The organism is Modestobacter muralis (genome assembly GCF_010682105.1).
Taxonomy (GTDB): Bacteria; Actinomycetota; Actinomycetes; order Mycobacteriales; family Geodermatophilaceae; genus Modestobacter; species Modestobacter muralis.
On record NZ_JAAGWH010000005.1, the window covers coordinates 42139 to 62133 of the forward strand.

17 protein-coding genes are annotated in these 19995 nt (G+C 74.3%); 4 read left to right on the plus strand and 13 right to left on the minus strand.

Annotation, left to right across the window (positions count from 1 at the left end; genetic code table 11):
* Window positions 1-142 precede the first annotated feature (142 nt).
* Window positions 143-997 carry a LysR family transcriptional regulator gene (locus GCU67_RS01725; protein WP_163609360.1) on the minus strand — a complete coding sequence of 285 codons (855 nt, stop codon included), beginning with the start codon at window positions 995-997 and terminating at the stop codon, window positions 143-145.
* A gap of 69 nt (window positions 998-1066) precedes the next feature.
* Here GCU67_RS01725 and GCU67_RS01730 point away from each other — a divergent pair, with 69 nt between their 5' ends.
* From GCU67_RS01730 to GCU67_RS01745, 4 genes are all read left to right on the plus strand, one after another.
* On the plus strand, window positions 1067-2008 hold the full coding sequence (locus GCU67_RS01730) for an EamA family transporter (protein WP_163609361.1): 942 nt from the start codon (window positions 1067-1069) through the stop codon (window positions 2006-2008).
* Between the two features lie 86 nt (window positions 2009-2094).
* A complete protein-coding gene (locus tag GCU67_RS01735; RefSeq protein WP_163609323.1) occupies window positions 2095-2349 on the plus strand; it encodes a hypothetical protein in 255 nt (84 codons plus the stop codon).
* 8 nt (window positions 2350-2357) lie between these two features.
* A complete protein-coding gene (locus tag GCU67_RS01740; protein ID WP_163609362.1) occupies window positions 2358-3773 on the plus strand; it encodes an amidase family protein in 1416 nt (471 codons plus the stop codon).
* 148 nt (window positions 3774-3921) lie between these two features.
* A complete protein-coding gene (locus GCU67_RS01745; protein ID WP_163609363.1) occupies window positions 3922-4533 on the plus strand; it encodes a TasA family protein in 612 nt (203 codons plus the stop codon).
* Here GCU67_RS01745 and GCU67_RS01750 read toward each other — a convergent pair.
* The 12 genes from GCU67_RS01750 to bar form a co-directional block, all read right to left on the minus strand.
* Window positions 4499-5311 (minus strand): copper homeostasis protein CutC, encoded by an 813-nt coding sequence (locus GCU67_RS01750; protein ID WP_211660588.1) that lies wholly within the window; start codon window positions 5309-5311, stop codon window positions 4499-4501. The genes GCU67_RS01745 and GCU67_RS01750 overlap by 35 nt on opposite strands.
* An 85-nt stretch (window positions 5312-5396) precedes the next feature.
* A complete protein-coding gene (locus GCU67_RS01755; RefSeq protein WP_163609364.1) occupies window positions 5397-6821 on the minus strand; it encodes an amidase in 1425 nt (474 codons plus the stop codon).
* A gap of 92 nt (window positions 6822-6913) precedes the next feature.
* Complete coding sequence (locus GCU67_RS01760) at window positions 6914-7429, minus strand: MarR family winged helix-turn-helix transcriptional regulator (RefSeq protein WP_163609365.1); 516 nt, start codon at window positions 7427-7429, stop codon at window positions 6914-6916.
* A gap of 53 nt (window positions 7430-7482) precedes the next feature.
* Window positions 7483-8322 (minus strand): SDR family oxidoreductase, encoded by an 840-nt coding sequence (locus GCU67_RS01765; protein ID WP_163609366.1) that lies wholly within the window; start codon window positions 8320-8322, stop codon window positions 7483-7485.
* Between the two features lie 4 nt (window positions 8323-8326).
* The gene (locus GCU67_RS01770) at window positions 8327-10198 is read right to left on the minus strand and encodes a hydantoinase B/oxoprolinase family protein (protein WP_163609367.1); all 1872 of its coding nucleotides are present in this window, start codon (window positions 10196-10198) and stop codon (window positions 8327-8329) included.
* The gene (locus GCU67_RS01775; RefSeq protein ID WP_163609368.1) at window positions 10195-12279 is read right to left on the minus strand and encodes a hydantoinase/oxoprolinase family protein; all 2085 of its coding nucleotides are present in this window, start codon (window positions 12277-12279) and stop codon (window positions 10195-10197) included. Before GCU67_RS01775 ends, GCU67_RS01770 begins: the two co-directional genes overlap by 4 nt.
* A 96-nt stretch (window positions 12280-12375) precedes the next feature.
* The gene (locus tag GCU67_RS01780) at window positions 12376-13068 is read right to left on the minus strand and encodes an SRPBCC domain-containing protein (protein ID WP_163609369.1); all 693 of its coding nucleotides are present in this window, start codon (window positions 13066-13068) and stop codon (window positions 12376-12378) included.
* Complete coding sequence (gene cutA, locus GCU67_RS01785; protein WP_163609370.1) at window positions 13065-15479, minus strand: aerobic carbon-monoxide dehydrogenase large subunit; 2415 nt, start codon at window positions 15477-15479, stop codon at window positions 13065-13067. Before cutA ends, GCU67_RS01780 begins: the two co-directional genes overlap by 4 nt.
* An 85-nt stretch (window positions 15480-15564) precedes the next feature.
* The gene (locus GCU67_RS01790; RefSeq protein WP_163609371.1) at window positions 15565-16098 is read right to left on the minus strand and encodes a (2Fe-2S)-binding protein; all 534 of its coding nucleotides are present in this window, start codon (window positions 16096-16098) and stop codon (window positions 15565-15567) included.
* 62 nt (window positions 16099-16160) lie between these two features.
* Window positions 16161-17036: an FAD binding domain-containing protein gene (locus tag GCU67_RS22650; protein WP_163609372.1), complete on the minus strand. Its 876-nt coding sequence runs from the start codon at window positions 17034-17036 to the stop codon at window positions 16161-16163.
* Window positions 17033-18505 carry a uracil-xanthine permease family protein gene (locus tag GCU67_RS01800; protein ID WP_338104701.1) on the minus strand — a complete coding sequence of 491 codons (1473 nt, stop codon included), beginning with the start codon at window positions 18503-18505 and terminating at the stop codon, window positions 17033-17035. The genes GCU67_RS22650 and GCU67_RS01800 overlap by 4 nt, the downstream gene beginning before the upstream one ends.
* 266 nt (window positions 18506-18771) lie before the next feature.
* Window positions 18772-19875: a barbiturase gene (gene bar, locus GCU67_RS01805; protein ID WP_163609373.1), complete on the minus strand. Its 1104-nt coding sequence runs from the start codon at window positions 19873-19875 to the stop codon at window positions 18772-18774.
* Window positions 19876-19995 lie beyond the last annotated feature (120 nt).

The window sequence follows — 19995 nt, forward strand, 5'->3', positions numbered from 1 at the left end:
GGCCGCGCCGTCTGCCCGGGCTGCCGGGGGTCGAGGACCCGGCGGGCGCAGACCGATCGCCAGGCTGGTCAGCACCAGCAGCAGGCACGACGTGAGCGTCCCTGCCTGAGGACGACCCGTCCCGCCCGGGGTCGCGCCCCGGTCAGCCCCGCCCGTAGAGCTCGGTGAGCAGGGAGACGGCCGCCGCGGCCGCCGGATGCGGGTCGCTGCGCCACCACGCCAGCCGGACGGCGATCGGCTCGGCGTCCCGGATGGGCCGGTAGACCACCTCGGGACGGCGGTACTGCGCCGCGGTACCTGCCGCGGTCACCCCGACGTACCGCCCGGTGGCGATCGCGGTCAGCCAGTCGTCGACGTCGTTGGTGTACTCGACCGCCGGGCGGGCGCCGGCCGGCCACATCTCCGGGGTCGTGGTGCCGGTGCGCCGGTCGATGAGCAGCGTGCGCCCGCCGATCTCGGCCATCGGCACCGACCGCCGCCGGGCCCACGGGTCGTCGGCCGCCACGGCGACCAGTCGGCGCTCCAGGCCGACCAGGGCGTTGTCGAAGCGGCGGGGGTCGGGCTCGGTGCGCAGCACGGCGAGGTCGCAGGCGCCCTCGACCAGCCCGGCGGTGGGGGAGTTGGTGCGCACCAGCGCCAGCTCGACCGCCGGGTGCGCGGCGGCCCACCGGCGCTGGAAGTCCAGGGTGTGCCGGCCCATCGCCGACCAGGCGTGGCCGATGCGCAGCCGGCCGGTGCCGCCGGCGGCGTCGGCGACCAGCTGGTCGGCGTCGGCCAGCAGCCGCCGGGCCCGGGGGAGCACCCGGGAGCCGGCCGTGGTCGGGGTCACCTGCCGGGCGGTGCGGTGCAGCAGCCGGACGCCGAGCTCGGTCTCCAGGCCGGCCAGCGTGCGGGACACCGCCGCCTGCGAGACCCCCAGCGCGATCGCGGCGTCGGTCAGCGTCCCGGCGTCGACGATCGCGACCAGGCAGCGCAGGGAACGCAGTTCGAGAGCCATGCGTGCAGCGTATGGGGAGCGCGTCGATTGCATTGTGCGCATCGCACCCCGGTCCCGCACAGTCTCCTCATGCGGACGGACCAGGCTCTGGCGGACGGCGTGCAGCAGGCTGCCGAGCGGCCGGCGGGACCGGTGACCCCGCCGGCCGGGGGCGCGTGGGTCGGCGTGGCGATGATGGTCGGCAGCGCGCTGTCCAACCAGGTCGGTGCCGCCGTCGGGGCGCTGGCGTTCCCGGCCATCGGTGCGGTGGGCGTGGTCGCCGTCCGGCAGTGGGTGGCCGGGGCGGTGCTGGTGGCCGTCGCCCGGCCACGGCCCTGGCGGTTCACCGCGGCCCAGTGGCGGCCGGTGCTGTTGCTGGTCGTCGTCTTCGCCACCATGAACCTCTCGCTCTACAGCGCCGTCGACCGGATCGGGCTCGGCCTGGCGGTGACGCTGGAGTTCCTCGGCCCGCTGTCGCTGGCCCTGCTCGGCGCCCGGGGGAGGGGGCCGCTGCTGTGCGCGCTGGTCGCGGCCGGCGGCGTCCTCGTCCTCACCCGGCCGCAGCCGACCACCGACTACCCGGGCATCGGGCTCGGCCTGCTGGCCGGCGGCTGCTGGGCGGCCTACATCCTGGTCAACCGGGAGATCGGTGCCCGGGTGCCCGGCGGGGCCGGGCCGGCGACGGCGGCCGGGATCTCGGCGCTGCTCTTCCTGCCGGTCGGGGTGGTCGTGCTCGCCCAGCACCCGCCGTCGGCGGCGACCGTGGCGTGCGCGGTCACCGCCGGGGTGCTCGCCTCGGCGGTGCCGCTGTTCGTCGACCTGCAGGCACTGCGCCGGGTGGCCACCGGTGCCTACGGGGTCTTCATGAGCATCAACCCGGTGCTCGCCGCCGTGGTCGGGCTGGTCGTGCTGGGGGAGGGTCTGGGCTGGGACGCCTGGGCCGGCATCGTCGCCATCGTGGTCGCCAACGTGGCCAGCCAGCTGCTCGCCCACCGGGGCCCGGCGCGGCGCAGGGGCGACACGGGGCGGTGACCGGCTGAGCGCCGGCCGCGTGGATACCCTCGCCCCGCCGTGCCCTCGTCGGGGTCGCGTCCACCACCCCCGCACCGGAGGAACGAGTGACCCAGATGTACGCGACGGCGGCGGTCGCGCTCGCCGCCGAACTTGCCGCGGACCTGCCCGCCGAGCCCGGTCCGGACCCCGAGACCGCGGTCCGCGCGCTGCTGGCGATGGCCCACCTGACGCCCGCGGAGGACGAGATCGCCGGCCTGGTCGCGGGCTTCCGGGCCGCCCGTGCCGCGGTGCGGCTGCTCTACGCCGTCCCCGAGGCGCGCTACGACGAGCCGGCCGTGCTGTTCAGCGCGCGGGCCTGAGACCGGTCGTGGACGCACCGCTGACCGTCACCGCCGCCGCGGCCGCGCTGCGCGCCGGGGAGGTGTCCAGCGTCGAGCTCGTGGAGCAGGCGATCGACGCGGCCGACCGGCTGGACGCCCGGTTCGGCACCTTCCTGGACCGCTACGTCGACCAGGCCCGTGCGGCGGCGACCGCCGCGGACGCCCGGCTCGCCTCCGGGGACCCGGTGGGGCCGCTGACCGGCGTGCCGCTGGGCGTCAAGGACCTGATCACCACCTCCGAGGGCCCGACCACGGCGATGAGCCTGGTGCACGACCCGGAGTGGAACGGCCGCCGCGACGCCGTCGCCGTCGCCCGGCTCCGCCGCGCCGGCGGGATCATGATGGGCAAGACGACCACCGCCGAGTTCGCCATCGGGGAGGCCGACGAGGGCAGCCCCTTCCCCGAGCTGCGCAACCCCTGGGACGTCGGCCACCACCCCGGCGGGTCCAGCTCGGGGACGGGCAGCGGGGTGGCGACGGGGCAGTTCCTCGCCGGCCTGGGCACCGACACCGGCGGCAGCATCCGCATCCCGGCGGCGTTCTGCGGCATCACCGGGCTGATGCCGACCTACGGCCGGGTGCCCAAGTCCGGGTGCGTCCCGCTGGCCTACAGCATGGACCGCATCGGCCCGATGGCCCGCAGCGCCGCCGACTGCGCCCTGCTGCTGTCGGTGCTCGCCGGCGCCGACGACTCCGACCCCAGCTCCGTCCGTGAGCCCGTCGAGGACTACCCGGCCGCGCTGACCGGCGACCTGACCGGGCTGAGGATCGGCGTCGACGACATGTCGGCGGCCCCGGCGCGGGGCGACGACCCCGCGGTGCCCGGGGTGCTCGCGGTCGCGGTCGAGGTGCTGCGCGCCGCGGGGGCGGAGGTGGTGGACGTCCGGCTGCCGCTCTGGGCGGAGCTGAACCTGGTCAACGTCATGACCATGTTCGTCGAGGCCGCCACCTACCACCAGCCGGACTTCGAGCGGCAGTGGTCGCGGTACGGGAAGCTGACCCGCAGCCGGATCGCCTCGGGCCTGTACTACAGCGCGACCGACTTCGTGCAGGCCCAGCGGGTCCGCCGGGTCGGCATGCGCCGGGTCGCCGAGCTCTTCGCGCAGGTCGACCTGGTGGTCACCCCGACCGTGACCGCCGGTGCCCCGCCGCTGGTCCAGACGCGGTGGAGCCGGCTGGACGACGGGGGCACGACGGTGCGCGCCGGCTACTGGAACGCCACGGGCAACCCGGTGCTGTCGGTCCCCATGGGGTTCACCGACGGGGGGTTGCCACTGGGACTGCAGATCGCCGGGCGTCCCTTCGAGGAGCAGGCGGTGCTGCGCGCCGGCGACGCGTTCCAGCGCCGCACCGACTGGCACCTGCGGATGCCGCAGCTGGTGGACGCGGCGCAGGCGGCCTGACCCCGGCACCCCGGCCGTCCGCCTCCGGCGGTGTCCGGCGGTCTTGCGGAGATCCTGCGGAGCGCACGCGCCGATCGTGCGGCGGTGGCGGCACCGTCGTCCTCGGCGCCGGGGGGACCGGCGGCCGGGACGAGCACGAGGAGCCGACATGACCACCACCGCCCGCACGCGCACCCGCAGGGTGATCGGCTCGCTCGGCGTGCTCGGCGCGGCCGCCGCGGTGGCCGGTCTGGGCACCTTCGGGTCCTTCACCGACAGCACCACCCCGCTGGCCGCGACGGTCTCCTCGGGCGTGGTCTCGATCGACCTGGCCGACGCCGGCGGCTCTGCGTACCCGCTCGACGTGGCCGGCTTCCTCCCCGGCGACCGGATGACCCGCGTGGTCGACCTGCGCAACGACGGCACGGCACCGATGGCCTCGGTCTCGCTGTCCGCCGTCCCGCTGCAGTCCAGCGTGCTGGACACCGACACCGCGAACGGCCTGCAGCTCACCGTCCGGTCCTGCGACGTGGTCTGGTCGACGGCGCTCGTCGGCGGGGCGCCGGTGTACACCTGCAGCGGCACCGAGCGCACGCTCGCCGCCGGCCCGGTCGCGGGCAGCCGGGTGCTCGCCACCCCGGCCAGCCTGGCCGTGGGCGGGGTCGACCACCTGGCCGTCTCGGTCGCGCTGCCCGAGGGCGCTGGCAACGCGTTCCAGGGCGCGCGCAGCCGGATGGCCTTCACCTTCACCGGCACCCAGGCCACCGGCACCACCCGCTGACACGCGCGCCCCGGCCGGGCCCGGGGGTCACCAGCCCTGGCCGGCTCCGGGCACGTCGCCTGTCGGCACGTCGGTCACCTCTGGTCCCGATGGGCCCGGACGGCGGTGACGACGGCAGCGACCTCCGCCGGGGACGTGCGGAGCCGGCCGCCGGCGGGCCGGGTGCGCGCAGGTGGACCTCGGGGACCCCGGTGCGGGTCAGCAGGTCACCGACGGTGCCCGACCGCACGGACCCGGCGGCGAGCACGATCACCCGGCCGTCGGTCGCGAGCGCCCGCAGTTCCGCGGCGCCGGCCGACGCGGTGGCGGCTCCGCCCGAGGTCAGCACCCGGTGCACGCCCAGCGCGGCGAGCTCGTCCAGCGCAGCCCGCCGGTCGGCCACGTCGTCGAAGGCCCTGCTGAAGGTCGTCGGTGCGTCACCGCACTCCGCCAGCAGTGCGGCGAGCACCGCTCGGTCGACCCGGCCGTCGGTGGTCAGCCCGCTGAGCACGAACCCCACCGGCACGGTGGCGCCTGCGCCCAGGGTGCGGGCCGCGCGGATGTCGGCGCGCATGACCGCGACCTCGTCCGCGTCATAGCGGAAGTCGCCGCCACGAGGCCGGACGAGCACCTGGACCCCCACCCGGGTCACCGCGGCGAGCGTCCGCTCCAGCATGCCGATGCTGGGGGTGATGCCGCCCTCGAGCAGATCGGCGCACAGCTCGACCCGGTCAGCGCCCGCCTCCTCGGCGGCGCGGGCCCCGGCGACGTCGTCGACGCAGATCTCCACCAGCGTCATGCGGAGCTCCCGGCCCGTGCGCGGGCGGGCGGGCGCCCCGGCCCGGGCACCGTGAGGAGGACCAGCAGGGGGTCCAGGGCGGTGCTCACCCCAGCGGCGGGCGGCGCCGTCCGAAACCGGTGGCCTGCTCGAACGCGTGCCCGACCTCCAGCACCCGCCGGTCGCCCCGCGGCGGGCCGATGACCTGCAGGCCCACCGGCAGGCCGTCGGCGGTGAAGCCGCCGGGCACCGACAGCGCCGGGCAGCCGGTGGGGGTGATGATCGTGCAGGAGCGCATCCAGCCCAGGTAGTCGTCCTGGGGGACGCCGGCGACCTCGGTCGGGTACTCCATCTCCACCGGGAAGGGCAGCACCTGCGTGGTGGGTGCCAGCAGGACGTCGTACTGGTCGAACCAGGCCACGACGCGCTCGTACAGCTTCGTGTGGGCGAGCTCGGCGCGGCCCACGTCGGCGCCGGTCAGCTTCGCCCCGACCTCGACGTTCCAGCGGATCGACTCCTTGAACGACTCCGGGGTGCGGCGCACCCGCTCGCCGAAGGTCGCCTCGAACTGCCAGCTGCGCAGCACCTCGAACACCTGCTGGGCGTCGGTGAGGTCGGGGCACGCCTCGTCCACCCGGGCGCCGAGCTCCTCGAACACCCGGACCGAGGTGCCCAGGACCTCGGTGATCGCCGGGTCGACCGGGATGCGGCCGCCCAGGTCCGGCGCCCAGCCCACGCGCAGGCCGTCCAGGCGCTCGGGCAGCGCCGCCGCGAAGGAGGCCCCGCCGTCGCCGAGCGAGATGGGGACCCGCGGGTCGGGCCCGGCGAGGGCCGACAGCTGCAGCGCCACGTCGGCCACGGTGCGGCCCAGCGGGCCCTGCACCTGCATCTGCGACCACCCGACCGGCGCGGGGTGGGAGGGCACCCGTCCCGGCGTCGGCCGCAGCCCGACCACGTTGTTGAAGGCCGCCGGGTTGCGCAGCGACCCGCCCATGTCGCCACCCTCGGCGAGGGGCACCAGCCCGGCGGCCAGTGCGGCCGCCGCCCCGCCGGAGGAGCCACCGGCGGAGAGCCCGTGCCGGTAGGGGTTGTGCGTCACGCCGAAGAGGGTGTTGAAGGTGTGCGAGCCGGCGGCGAACTCGGGGGTGTTGGTCTTGCCGACCCGGATGGCGCCGGCGGCCTTGAGCCGGGCGACGACGAGCTCGTCGCGGGCCGGCACGGTGTCCGCGTGCAGCGGCGACCCCCAGGTCGTGCGCATCCCGCCGGTCATGTGGGTGTCCTTGTGGGCCACCGGCAGGCCGTGCAGCGGGCCGACGTCCTCGCCGGCGGCGAGCGCGGCGTCGGCCGCGTCGGCTGCGGCCCGGGCGCCCTCGGCGTCGAGCGTCACGATCGCGTTGAGCCCGGGGTTGAGCTGGTCGATCCGGTCCAGGTGGGCGTCCACCAGCTCACGCGCGGACACCTGCCGGTCCCGCAGGAGGGCGGCCAGCTCGGTCGCCGGTCGGGTGCACAGGTCTTCGTGGACTGAGGTCATCGTCGGCATCCCTGGTCAGTCGGCAGTGCCGGGCCCGGAGCGGGTCGCCGGGACATCTTAGCGCTGAGGTACCTCGCGTCGTCGACCGTCGATCAGGGCGCGGCCGGCGTGCGCCCCAGGGTGATGAGCAGGCGGCGCAGCAGACCGGCGAGCAGCTGCTGGTCGTCGGTGCTCAGGCCGGACAGCAGTCGGCGCTCGGTCTCCAGGTGGTCGGGCAGTGCTGCGTCCAGGGCCTGCCCGCCGAGCTCGGTGAGCGTGACCAGGACCGCGCGGCCGTCGTCCTCGCTGGGCTCGCGGGAGATGAGGCCCTTCTCCTCGAGCCGGTCCAGCCGCTGCGTGATCGCGCCGGAGGTGACCAGCGCGGTGCGCATCAGCGCCGTCGGGGTGAGCTGGTAGGGCCGGCCCGCGCGGCGCAGCGCCGCCAGGACGTCGAAGGCGGCGGCGTCGAGGCCGTGGCGGGCGAAGGTCTCCCGCTGGGCGAGGTAGACCTCGCGCTGGGCCTGGGTGACCCGGGCGATGACGCCCATGGGGGAGCAGTCCAGGTCCGGCCGCTCCCGCCCCCACTGCTCCAGGATCAGGTCCACCGCGTCCGCGTCCGCCTGCGCCATGGCGGTCATGCTAACGACGGGTCGCCGGGCCCCAGCCCGTCCAGCGAGGTCGGTCACCGGGTGACCTCCTGCGCGGCCAGGTGGTCGGCCAGGGTCCGGGCCGGCCTGCCCAGCAGCGCCTCGAGCGCCCAGGGCGTGCCGGTGAACCCGTGCTCCCGGTACCAGTCGAACATCAGCCGGCGGCAGTGCGCCGCGTAGTCGGAGACCGGGGGCACCGGCCGGTCGGGGACGACGTCCACCGCCGTCACCTCGCGGTCCAGCCGCTGGGCGAGCAGCCCGGCGATCGCCGGGGCGGTGAGCGGCTCGGGGCCGGCCACCTCGAACGTGCCGCCGTCCAGGCCGTCCTCGGTGAGCAGCACGGCGGCCACCTCGGCGACGTCGCGGAGGTCGACCAGCGACTGCCCGCGGGTGAGTCCCCAGGGGCTGGAGAAGCGCCCGGTCGCCGCGACGTCGGACAGGCCCGCGTCGAGGTTGTCGGCGTAGGCGCAGGGCCGCAGGACGCGCCAGGGCACCCCGCCTCCGACGACCGCCTCCTCGACCCGTTCCTTGGCGGCGTGGTGCGGCATGGCCCGCACCTGCGGGTGCAGGACGGAGTGGTGGACGAGCCGGCCCACGCCGGCCCGCCGGGCGGCCGCGAGCACCGCGACGGAGCCCGCCTGCTCCCGGGCGTCGAAGTTCGGCCAGATCAGGTGGACCGCCTGCGCCCCGGCCAGCCGCGCCGGCAGGGAGTCGACGTCGGTGAGATCGGTCTGCACCACCTCCGCCCCGAGCGCCGTCAGCGACGCCGAGGCGCGCGGCGAGGACACCAGGGCGCGCACGGCCTGGCCGCGGGCGCGCAGCGCGGCGACCACGGCCAGCCCCGTGCGGCCCCCGGCGGCGGTGACGACGATCATCGGCTCAGAGGAAGTCGTACTCGTTGGCGGCCGCGCCACCGGACAGCAGCGCGTAGCCGGGGCCGCGGTCGAAGAACGGCTCGACGTCGGCCCGGCCGTCCCGGACCTCCGCCCGCAGCCGGTCGGTGGCCGCCTGGTCGACCGAGCCGTCCGCGAGCACCACCACGCCGTAGTCGCGGCGGGCGCCGTCGACGCTGACCTTGCGCCAGGCGATGTCCTGGAGCACCTCGGCGACCGGGCGTTCCAGCGGGTCGCCCCAGCCACCGCCGCCCGTCGTCCGCACCCGCACCACGGTGCCGGCCGTGAGCGGCTCCGCGTCGGCCAGCGCGTCGACCTCGTGCTCGTCGGGCCCGCCGGGGTCGACGGTGATGGAGAACGGCCGACCCGCCTTGCCGCCCTTCACGCCCCAGCAGGACAGGATCGAGCGGTCCGCGATGGACATGAAGTGCGCGTCGCGCAGCACCCGGATGTCCTTCTCGTAGCCGCAGCCACCGCGGTACCGGCCCGGCCCGCCGGAGTCCTGCGCCAGCGCCAGGCGCTCGATCCGCAGCGGGAACCGGGACTCGGTGAACTCCGTCGGCAGGTTCCGGGAGTCCGGGACGACGTGGATCGTGTCCTCCCCGTCGGCGTAGTAGCGCCCGCCCGACCCGCCGCCGAGCACCTCGCGCATGAGGTAGGGCTCGCCGTCGGCGTCGGTGCCGTAGACCCCGGTGTAGCGGATCGTCTCCTGGTCGGCGGGCATCCGGCCGCCCGTGGCCTTGGCCAGCGCGCCCGCCAGCACCCCGAGCAGGCGCAGGATGACGAACGTCCGTGCGTTGGTGGGCGCCGGGAAGATCGGCGTGAGCAGCGTGCCCTTCTCGGGGAAACGCATCTCGATCAGCGGGACGACGCCCTCGTTGACGTCCAGCTGCGCCATCCGCTCCGGCGTGGCGGCGAGGTTGCGCAGGATCGGCGCCAGCCACTTCTTCAGGAAGTTGCCGTCGGCGTAGTCGCCGCAGTGGTTGATCGGGCCCTTGGCCTGCGGGCCGGTGCCGGTGAAGTCGATGACCAGCGGGACGTCGGCGGTCGAGTCCATGGTCAGGGTGATCCGCTGCCGGTGCAGCTGGGGCTCGTCGACGCCGTCGTGCTCGGCGTAGTCCTCCCACACGTAGGTGCCGTCGGGGATCTGGGACAGCACCTCCCGCCGATACACCTCGGTGGAGCTGGTCAGGCTGGCCTCGAAGCAGGCCTCGATCGCCTCGACGCCGTAGCGGTCGAACAGCTCGCCGAGCCGCCGGGCGCCGGCCAGGCAGGCCGAGCACTCCGCGTCCAGGTCCGCGGCCAGCGAGTCCGGCATCCGCGAGTTGCGGGTCATGATCTTCAACGCGCTCTCGTTGGGCACCCCGCGGTCCCACAGCTTGATCGGCGGGACCATCAGGCCCTCCTCGAACACGCTGGTCGCCGCCGAGGGCATGGAGCCGGGCACCGCGCCACCGATGTCGTCGTGGTGGCCGAAGGCCTGCACGAACGCCACCACGGTGGGCGCACCATCGACGTCGGCGAAGACCGGCACGGTGACGCAGAGGTCGGGCAGGTGGCCGATGCCGCCCTCGGAGAGGTAGACGTCGTTGTGGAAGTAGACGTCGCCGGGGGCCATCGTCGCGATGGGGTAGTCGCGCACCACCGGCTGCACGAGCGCGGAGTACGACCGCCCGGTGAGCTTGCGCATCTGCCGGTCGTGGATGCCGGCCCGGAAGTCGTGCGCGTCCCGGATCATCGGTGAGCGGGAGGTGCGCCCGATCGACGTCTCCACCTCCTTCTCGATCGCCGCGAGCGTCCCGGCGACGATCTCGACGAGCACCGGGTCGGCCTGGACCTTGCTCCGCGTCTCGCTCATCGCGCGTCCTCCTTGGTCAGCAGCAGGTTGCCGTGGGCGTCGACGGCGGCGGAGAAGCCGGGGTGCACCGGGACCGTCGAGCCGAACTCCTCGACGATCGCCGGGCCCGGGACCACGTCACCGGGGGCGAGCCCGGTCCGGTCGTAGGTCGGTGTGTCGACCCAGTCGTCGAAGAAGACCGGGCGCCGTCCGGTGACGGCCCGCTCCGGCCCGCCGTCCCGGGCGGGCAGCTCGACGACGTCGGGGCGGCGGATCGGGCCGATGCCGGTCACCCGCAGGTTCACCCACTCCACCGCCTGGCGCGGGTCGTCGACGAAGTCGTAGCCGTACAGCTGCCGGTGCGCGGCGTGGAAGGCCTGCGCCGCCTGCTCGGCAGCCGCGGCGTCCAGCACGCCGTCGGGGACCGGCACGCGCACCTCGAACGCCTGCCCGACGTAGCGCAGGTCGGCGTTGCGCTGCAGGCGCTGGGCGTCGGGGCCGAAGCCCTCGCCCTCCAGCGCCGCGGCCGCCTGCGCCTCGAGGTCGACGTAGATGGCCCGCAGCCGGTCGAGGTCGAGGTCGGTGTGCCGGGAGACCATCGTCTGCACGTAGTCGTTGCGGACGTCGACGGTGAGCAGCCCGAAGGCGCTGACGTTGCCCGGGTTGGGGGGGACGAGCGTGCGGGGCAGGCCCAGGACGTCCATCAGCCGGCAGGCCAGCAGCGAACCCGAGCCGCCGAACGTGGTGAGGGTGAAGTCGCGGACGTCGAGGCCGCGGGCCACGGTGACCTGGCGCAGCGCGTTGGCCTGGTTCCACGCCGAGATCTCCAGGATGCCGGTGGCGGCCTGCTCGACCGTCATCCCCAGCGTGGCGCCGAGCGTCTCGAGCCCGGCGCGGGCGGCGTCGACCGACAGCGGGATCTCCCCACCGAGCAGGTGCGGGGGGATCCGGCCCAGGACGACGTGGGCGTCGGTGACGGTGGGCTGGTCGCCCCCGTTGTCGTAGCAGATCGGGCCTGGGTCGGCGCCGGCCGACTTCGGCCCCACCTTGAGCGTGCCCTCGGGGGACAGCCAGGCGATCGACCCGCCGCCGGCGCCGACGGTGACGACGTCGATCATCGGGATCTTGCTGGGATAGTCGCCGACCGAGCCCTCGGTGGTGAGCGTGGGCTGGCCGTCGACGACCACCGTGACGTCGGTCGAGGTGCCCCCGCCGTCGCAGGTGAGCACCCGGTCGAAGCCGGCGACCCCGGCGATCAGGGCCGCGCCCAGCGCCCCGGCGGCCGGCCCGGAGAGCATCGTGGTGATCGGCTGGTGCACCACCTCGGCGGCCGACAGCACGCCGCCGTTGCTCTTCATCACGTAGAAGGGCACCCCGGGCGCGAGCTCGTCGAGCCGGTGGCGGATGTTGCGCACGTAGGCGCCGACCTTCGGCTTCACCGCGGCGTCGACCAGTGTGGTCACCGAGCGCTCGTACTCGCGGTACTCGCGCAGCACCTCGCTGGAGATCGACACGACCGCGTCCGGGCACTCCTCGCGCAGGACCTCGAGCATCGCGCGCTCGTGGGCGTCGTCGGCGTAGGAGTGCAGGAAGCAGACGCCGATGGTGGTGATGCCGGCGTCGCGGAAGAACCGGGCGGCCGCGACGGCGTCCTCGCGGGAGAACGGGCGCACCTCGGCGCCGGTGACGTCGAGCCGGCCGCGCACCGTGCGCACCAGGTCGGCCGGGACGATCCGCGGCGGCTTGACCCAGAAGTAGCTGTTGCCGTAGCCGTCGGGCACCGACTGGCGGGCGATCTCCAGGACCGACTCGTAGCCCTCGGTGGTGATGAACCCGAGCCGGTCCAGCTTGCCCTCCAGCAGCTGGTTGGTGGCCACCGTCGTCCCGTGGCTGACCGCGGTGACGCTCGAGCCGTCCAGCCCCAGCAGGTCCAGCACCTTGCGGACCCCGGTGAGGAAGCCCTCGGCCGGGTCGGCCGGGGTGGAGGGCGTCTTGGTCGTGGCCGTCCGGCCGGTCTCCTCGTCCACGGCGACGACGTCGGTGAACGTGCCGCCGGTGTCGATGCCGATGCGGATCTGACGTTGTCGGGCAGGTGTCCCCATGGCATTTACCTTAGCGGTGAGATACTTTGGGCGGAAGGGGGCGCGGGAACTGCCGGACCGGTGCGGTCGCGTCGGCGGCGGCCGCACCGGACGGCGTCAGCGGCCGCGGCCGAGGCGGGACCCGACCCAGACGCCGAGCAGGGTCAGCAGGCCACCGCCGGCCACGCCGACCAGCAGCGGCCGCGCCTCGCCGGGCACCCACCCGCCGGAGCCGGCCACCGGCCGGGCCGGCGCCGCGCGCCGCGCAGGAGGCGCGGACGGCGACGACGCAGGCTCCGCGGACTGCCCGTCGACGCTGGTCGAGGAGACCGCCGCCGCGCTCGCCACCGCCGACGGCGCCTCGGCCTCGGGCGGGTTCGTGAGCTCCCCGTCGATCGCGGAGAAGAACTGCCCGGCCATCCGCTTGGCGACCCCGGAGATCATCCGCTGGCCGACCCCGGCGACCGCGCCGCCGACGACGGCGTCCGCCGACCAGGTCAGCTCGGTGCCCTCGCCGGAGGGGGCCAGCCCGATCTGCACCGTCGCCCGCACCGACCCCGGGCCGCCGGACCCGCTGGCGTGCATGACGTAGGAGGAGGGCCGGTTCATCTCCGCCAGCCGCACCTCGCCGGCGTAGGTGCCGCGGATGGCGCCCACCCCCGCCGAGACGGACATCGTGTAGCTGTCCTCGCCCACCTGGTCCAGGGAGAGGCACCCGGGGATGGTGCGGGCCAGCACGGCCGGGTCGGTGATCACCGACCACACGTCCTCGGGTGGGGCACTGAGCACCGCACTGCCGTCGAGGTTCACGCGGGGACTCCTGTCGCAGAGGGGAGGCGGGGCACCTGTTCGCCGTCGGAGCGCATCAGGTCGTAGAGCTCGGTGGGGCTGATCGGCATCGCCGCGATCCGGCGGCCCACGGCGTCCTCGATGGCCGAGGCGATCGCGGCCGAGCCGGGGATCACCCCGGCCTCGCCGGCGCCCTTGATGCCCAGCGGGTTCAGCGGCGAGGGCGTCTCCTGGTGGTCGATGTCCACGTCGGGCACCTCGCTGGCGTAGGGCATGAGGAAGTCCATGAACGAGGCGTTCTGCAGCTGCCCGTCGCGGTCGTAGGCCATCCGCTCGTACAGCGCCCCGCCCACGCCCTGAGCCACCCCGCCCTGCACCTGGCCCTCGACGATCATCGGGTTCACCACGTTGCCGCAGTCGTGCACCACGGCGTACTGGACGACGTCGATCTCCCAGGTCGCCGGGTCGATCTCGACCACCGCCGCGTGGGCGCCGGCGGCGAAGGTCGAGCGCAGCGGGGAGTAGTAGTCGGTGTACTCCAGGCCGGGGGAGTCCCCGACCGCGATCGGTGGCTTGGAGTCGTCGCCCGGCCCGGCGAACTGGGTGGCCTGCCGGGCCGCCTCGTCGAAGGCGTACCGCAGCGGGTTGGACAGCACGGCGACGGTGCGGAGCGGGATCGAGGCACCGGGCGTCCCCTTGACCTGGACCAGGCCCTCGTCGATCTCCAGGTCGCCGGGGTCGGCCTCCAGCAGCTCCGCGGCGATGCGCAGCGCCTTCTCCCGCACCCCCTTGGCCGCCAGCGCGACCGCGTTGCCGCTCACCACCGCGGCCCGGGAGGCGAAGGTGCCCACCGCGTAGCCGAACCGCCGGGTGTCGCCGGTGGTCACCTCGACGTCCTCGATCGGGACCCCGAGCTCGGAGGCGGCCAGCTGGGCGAAGACCGTCTCGTGCCCCTGGCCCTGGGAGGTGAGCCCGGTGGAGACCAGCACCTTGCCGCTGCCGAGCACCTCCACGTGCGCGCCCTCGTAGGGCCCCGGGCCGGTGCCCTCGACGTACATCGCCATGCCGGCGCCCAGCAGCTTCCCCCGGGTGGCGGCCTCGGCCCGGCGGTCCTCGAGGCCGGGCCAGTCGACCAGCGCCTCGAGCTTGTCGACCAGGCCCGGGTAGTTGCCGGAGTCGTAGACCAGCGGCCGGCCGTCCTGGAACGTCATGCCCCAGTCGTAGGGGAACTGGTCGTTCTGGATCAGGTTGCGCCGCCGCACCTCGAGCCGGTCAAGGCCGCGCTCCTGGGCGATCCGGTCCATGGTGCGTTCCATGACGAAGGTGCCCTGCGGCCGCCCGGCGCCGCGGTACGGGGTCACCAGCACGGTGTTCGTGTAGACGCTGTTGACCCGGGCCCGGTAGACCGGGATGTCGTAGGGCCCGCACAGCTGGGTCGCGGTGTTGATCGGGACGATGATCCCGTAGTTCGTGTACGCCCCGTTGTCGTGCCAGACCAGCACGTCCAGGGCGGTGATCCGGCCGTCGTCGTCGTACCCGACGGCGACCTCCTGGCGCTGCTGCCGCTCGTGGGCGCTGGAGATGAAGTGCTCCCGGCGGTCCTCGACCCACTTGACCTCGTGGCCCAGCTTGATCGCCGCCATCGGGACGAGCAGCTCTTCGGGCCACGGGTGCATGATCTTGACGCCGAACCCGCCGCCGACGTCGGGGGCGATGACCTCGACCTTCTCCAGCGACAGCTCCAGCTTCGCCGCGATCGCCGCCCGCACCGAGGTCGAGGCCTGGGTGCTGGAGTGGACCCGCAGCGCGGAGTCGTCGGCGTCCCAGCGGGCGTGCACGCCCTTGCCCTCCATCGGCATCGACGCGCTGCGCTCGAAGTACTGGGTGAAGCTCAGCGTGTGCGCCGACGCGGCCAGCGCGGCCTCGACGTCCCCCCGTTCCTGGTGGTGCCGGGCGGCCACGTTGTCCGGGACGTCGGGGTGGACGGCGTGCACCGCGGCCTCGGCGGCGTCGACACCGACCACCACGGGGAGCTCCTCCCAGGTGACCTCGATCAGCGCGGCGGCGTCCTCGGCGACGTACCGGTCGACGGCCACCACCATGACCACGGCCTCGCCGACGTGGTGGGCGACGTCGCGGACGAGGGTGTAGCCGGTGCGGGCGTGGGTGAGCTGCGGGTGCGGGATGAGCACCGGCAGCGGCTCGGCCATCGGGCCGGTGAGGTCCTCGTAGGTGTAGACCGCCAGCAGCCCCTCGACCTCGAGCGCGCCGGAGACGTCGATGTCGACCACCCGGGCGTGCGCGTACGGGCTCCGGACGAAGGCCGCGGCGTAGGCGCCGGAGCCGATGTCGTCGAGGTAGCGGCCCTGGCCGACGATCAGCCGGGCGTCCTCGCGCCGGCGGACCGGCTCCCCGAACAGCTTCGTCGTCACTGCGCCCCCTCAGGCATAGGTACCAATCCCTGCGTTCTCCAGCCCGAGATGCACGTGTTGGTACCTATGCCTCTGCTGACGGTGGTCATGACGCGGCCTGGCGCATCTGCTCGGCGGCGTGCCGGCAGGCCTTCTTGATGTTGGCGTAGCCGGTGCAGCGGCAGAGGTTGCCGCCGACCAGCTCGTCGACCTCGTCCTCGGTGATCGGGACCGCGGGGTCCCGGGCGTCCAGGCCGGCGGCGATGGTGGTCAGGAAGCCCGGCGTGCAGTAGCCGCACTGCAGGGCGTGGCACTCCCGGAAGGCCTCCTGGATCGGGTGCAGCACCTGCCCGCCCTGGTGGTCGGACCGGCTCAGGCCCTCCACCGTGGTCACCGCGGCGCCGTCGACCTGCACGGCGAGCACCAGGCAGGACCGGACCGCCGCGCCGTCGACGAGCACGGTGCAGGATCCGCAGACGCCGTGCTCGCAGCCCGAGTGGGTGCCGGTCAACCCCATGTCGTGACGCAGCGCGTCCGACAGCAGCCGCCGGACCGGGACGGTGACCTGCTGCGGGACTCCGTTGACCGTCACCCTGACGGTCCGTTCGGTGCTGGTGCCCCGTGCTGTGCTGGTGCTCATGGCCGGCCTCCTGGCTGGTCGGGTGGTGCGGGAGGGGGTGCGGGCGGTGCCCGGCCCGGGTGTCAGGCCGACCGCTCCTGGGCCTCGGCTGCCGCCGAGGCCAGGGTGCGTGCGGTGAGGGCGCCGACCAGCAGCCGGCGGTAGTCGGCGCTGGCGTGCAGGTCGCCGTCCGGGTCGACGAGCCCCTGGGCCATCACCCCGGCGGCGGCCCAGTCGGCCGCGTCCACCGGGCGGCCGACCACGGCGTCGGTCAGGTCGTGCACCTCGGGCACCAGCCCGACGGAGATGTAGGCGACCCGGGCCGACGCCACCCGCCGGTCCTCGTCGAGGGTCACCATGACGCCGGCCCCGCAGACGGCGTAGTCGCCCTTGCGCCGCGCCACCTCGGCGAAGGCGGTGCCCGACCGGGGTGCCAGCGCGGGGAAGAAGGCCGAGGTGACCACGGCCGGACCGTGCACCGAGGTCTCCAGCGGGCCGAGGAAGAGGTCCGCCCAGTCCACCGACGAGGTCCCGTCGGGCGTGGCCACGGTCACCGAGCCGCCGGTGAGCGCGAGCACGGCGGTCATCTCCCCGGAGGGGTCCGCGTGCGCGATCGAGCCGACCGTCGTCCCGCGGTTGCGGATGGCCGGGTGCGCGACGTTCGCCGTCGCCCGGGCCAGCAGCGGCTGGACGGCGCTCGCCTCGGCCGACCGCAGCAGCGCGGCGTGCCGCACCAGGGCGCCCACCCGGACCCCGGACCCCCCGGCCTCGATCTGGTCGAGGCCGGGGACCCGGTTGATGTCGACGAGCGTGGTGGGTGCGGCCAGCCGCATGTTCAGCAGCGGCAGCAGCGACTGCCCGCCGGCCAGCACCTTGGCACCCTCGCCCTCCGCCGACAGGACCGCGAGGGCCTCGTCGAGGCTGTCCGGGTCGGCGTAGCTGAACGGGGCCGGCTTCACCTGTCGACCGTGCCCTCACCGGTGCTCCGCCGGCGGGCGGCCTGGTCGACCGAGGAGGGGTCGGGGCTCTCGTGCCGCCCGCCGAACTGGTCGGCCAGGGGCTCGCCGCTGCCGTAGGGGCCGGCCTCGGCCAGCAGGGCGGTGCGCATCTCGGCGGGGGCGAGAACGCGGGCCAGGTGCCAGCCGGCGACGGCCACGATCGACCCGAGCGCGATGCCGCCCAGCGAGTAGTTCTCGTTGAACACCAGCTGCACGTTGCCGATCCCGATGATGATCCCGGCGGCCAGCGGCACCAGGTTGATCGGGTTGGCGAAGTCGACCCGGTTCTCCTTCCAGATCTTGACGCCGAGCAGGCCGATCATCCCGTAGAGGATCACCGTGATCCCGCCGAGCACGCCGCCGGGGACCGCGTTGACCAGCGCGCCGAACTTCGGGCACAGGCCTAGCAGGAGCGCGACGACGGCGGCGACGTAGTAGGCCGCGGTCGAGTAGATCCGGGTGGCGGCCATGACGCCGATGTTCTCGGCGTAGGTGGTCGTCGGCGAGCCACCGACAGAGGTGGCGACGACGGTGGCGAGACCGTCGGCGAAGATCGCCCGGCCCATGACCGGGTCGAGGTCCCGCTTGGTCATCGCGGCGACCGCCTTGACGTGACCGGCGTTCTCCGCGACCAGGGCGATGACCGCCGGCAGCACCAGCAGGGTGAAGTTGAACGAGAAGGTCGGTGCGGTGAAGGTCGGCAGCCCGATCCAGTCCGCCGCGCCGACGCCGGAGAGGTCCAGCCGGTCGTGGGTGGTGGCCTCCGTGGCGCCGCCGAGGACCGAGGTGATCGGACCGGCCGTGACGTCCAGCAGCGCGGACAGCAGGTACCCAAAGACCAGGCCCAGCAGGATCGAGATGCGGGCCCAGAAGCCGCGCAGCAGCAGCGAGGCGACGATGACGAAGACCATGGTGGCCAGGCCGACCCACTGGTCCTGGGGCCAGTAGGTGTTCGCCACCACGGGCGCGAGGTTGAAGCCGATGATCAGGACGACGGCACCGGTGACCGCCGGGGGGAGCACGGCGTTGACCGTCCGGGGGCCCAGGGCGCTGATCAGCACACCGACGAGTGCCAGCACGATCCCGGAGACCAGGATCGCGCCGAGCACGTCGGAGGAGCTGCCGCCGCTGGCCCGGATGGCCACGACACCGCCGACGAAGGCGGCGCTGGTGCCCAGGTAGCTGGGCACCTTCCCCTGCACGACCAGCAGGAAGATGATCGTGGCGATCCCGCTCATCATGATCGCCAGGTTCGCGTCCAGGCCCATGATCAGCGGGAACACGAACGTCGCGCCGAACATGGAGACGACGTGCTGGGCACCGATGCCGATGGTGCGCGGCCACGACAGCCGCTCGTCGGGCGCGACCGCCCCGTCCACCGGCGGGGTCTTGCCACCCTCGTAGAGCTTCCAGCCCAATCCCAACGCCACAGGTCCTCCTCGACAGGTGCGACACCGGACTCGACACCGCTGGGCTCGGAGGGCGCCGCAGGCAGGTCCTGGGGCGTTCTCCGGCGGGTCGGTCGCCGCACCCGGAAGGTGTCACGGATCACCTGCCGACGGAAGTACCTCAGTGCTAAATCTTCTCGCTCTTACGAGAACGTAACCGCAGGACGCGTTCCGGACACGCACGCGTCGGACCCGCCTGCACGGGTGCACCGTGCAGGCGGGTCCGACGCCGGGGTCGTGCGGGGCGCTCAGGCCGTGATGATCGCGGCGACCGGGCCGCCACCGGAGGGGCCCTGGTGCACCGCGGCCACCGACACGAACACCGCCGGGTCGCCGGTGACCGCCGCGGCCACGCCGCCCACGGTGGCCTTGATCTGCCGGTGCCAGAAGACGTCGGAGTCGTCGAGCATCGCGTTGCGCCGGCCGCGGACGTAGCCGGTCGGGTCGGCCTCGCACTTGAGGAAGACGTTGACCAGCCGGTCGCCCAGGTCGCTGGTGTGCGGCCGCTCGGGCAGGTCCAGCCCGGCGTTGCGGATCGCGGTCCAGATGCCGTCGGAGTCCAGCGCGTCGGTCATGACCGAGTGGCCGATCCGGTAGGCGCCGCCGTGGCCGCGGGCGTTGCCGACGACGATGATCTGCGCCCGGTCCAGCTCCACGCCCGAGGAGCAGGAGGCGACCGCGCTGAACAGCGAGAAGTCGCGCATCACCTGCTTCTGCTCCGGCATCTCGATCTCCCCGAGCGCCAGCGCGATGCCCAGCGCCGTCGTCCCGTTGGAGAGGTCCATCGAGCCGTGCGGCTCGTCGTAGTAGGTCTCCTGGCCGCGGGAGTGCGCGTCCCGGATCGTCTCGATGGTCAGCAGCGGCGTCTTGGTCTGCACGTAGTGGACGTCGGCGGGGTCGGTGATGCCCGCCTGGGCCATCGCCCGCCGCACCCCCTCGGCGACCTTCTCGACCATGGTGAGCCGGCCGATGTCCTCGGGCAGCAGCGTCTCGCTCATCGCGAAGCCCACGGTCAGCCGCGGCTCGTCGGTCTTCTCGACCGAGTCCTCGGGCAGGGTCGCGAAGATCGTCGCGTGCGGGCTGATCACGCCGTCCGTGCCGCCGGACCACACGATCGGGATCTCCCCGACCTCCTCGGCCGACCGGGTGCCCTTGGCCAGCAGCACCTCGCGGAACGCGCGGTCGGCGATGATCCGGGTGTAGTCGTTGACGCCGCCGTTGCCCTCGGTCTTGCCGATGACGGCGACCACCCGGTCGGCGTCCATGACGCCGGAGTCGATCAGCGCCGCGAGCTCGGAGGCGTCGCTGACGTTGTGCAGGGGGACCTTGCGGACCTCGATCGGTGCGGGCACGGCGATCTCCAGGGGGTGAGGTGGATCGGGCAGGCTGTGCTCGGGGACGGCGCCGACGCCGTCGGGTGCGCCGCCGCGGTGCTCCCACCGTCGGCGACCTCGCGGCCACCCTAGACCCGA